The organism is Heyndrickxia coagulans DSM 1 = ATCC 7050 (genome assembly GCF_000290615.1).
Taxonomy (GTDB): domain Bacteria; phylum Bacillota; class Bacilli; order Bacillales; family Bacillaceae_C; genus Weizmannia; species Weizmannia coagulans.
Window position 1 is genome coordinate 1 of the sequence record NZ_ALAS01000141.1, and the last position, 1,162, is coordinate 1,162.

Sequence of the window (1,162 nt, forward strand, 5' to 3'; positions counted from 1 at the left end):
TAGTTTAGATAATCATTCAATTCTACAAAGAAGGAGAAAATTCCTTTAAAAAAATCTTAAAATGGAAAAATTTACGTGCGGAATATGCGTCATAAAGCTTTTCAGTCGGAATATCCCGTGAAAAAGGCGTATGAGTCATACCGTAGAAGGCTTCAAACATTCTCACCGTCCTCCTTCTATACAGCCCGGAAGGAGACGGCTGGTGTTTGTTCCATCTGTCGTTCCTGATACTTTTGTTCCGCAGCTTTTAATAATCTTGATGAATCGGCTTTCTGTGGCTGAAGATGATCAGGAAGGGGTGGCCTTTTCCCTGATCTTTCACCAATTTCAAGTTTATGAGCTTTCCATGGCGAATAGCCTTCAAACTCAATGGTGAGTTCCTCCAGATCCGCAGGATCATAGATAACTTCGACTTTCTGCCCAATAAATGCCAGGCCTACTTCGTATTTTTGATCCATGAAACTGATACAGCCGGATTTATCCACCTTGCGTGTTTCGCAATGCAGGAATGCATCCGCCAATGTATCTGGCTCAATGAAACGAAGTGCTTTTCTGTCACTTCTAAATGCCGATCTTGGGCTTATTTTTTCCCCAAGCGCAGAATGCGGCTTCTCCTGATAACACTCTGTCAGCCAGACTTGAAACAGTTCATTTAACCGTTCTAATGTCTTCGGCTTTTCTAGTGAGACTTCCCCCAGAAAAGAATCAATGAGCCGGTTGAATTTTTCAACCTTACCTTTGCTTTCTGGCGAAAATGGCTTCGCGTAAACCAGCCGGGTTCCAAGTTTTGAACAGGTTCTCCCCATCCATTTCGTCCTGTATTGTTTGCCATTATCAAAGTAAACGGCTTCGGGTGTGTATGGCAAAATAAAAGTGCAGAGCTTTGCAAAGGAAAAATGCAGAGTCCTGCACTAAATTTTTGTGCATAAACAAAAAAAGACTTGCCAGTCACCCCAAGTCCCACTACAGTAATTGTGTCGAGCAATTGGTAGTGGAGGTAAGAAAGGATGCTAGCAATGTCTGATATTAATTGTATCAAACATTTAAGAAATAACAAAGGTCTATCTATTTCAGGTATGTGTCAAGTTTTTCTCGACAAGGTTTAAATATCGGGTATTCCAAGACACTCTTTTTGTACACTTTCGGCTACCGTGCTTTACTT

1 pseudogene is annotated in these 1,162 nt (G+C 41.4%); it reads right to left on the reverse strand.

What is annotated here, in order from left to right:
* Positions 1-176: 176 nt before the first annotated feature.
* Positions 177-854 (reverse strand): annotated as a pseudogene (locus IC21_RS07440) (Mu transposase C-terminal domain-containing protein); the annotation flags it as partial.
* Positions 855-1,162 lie beyond the last annotated feature (308 nt).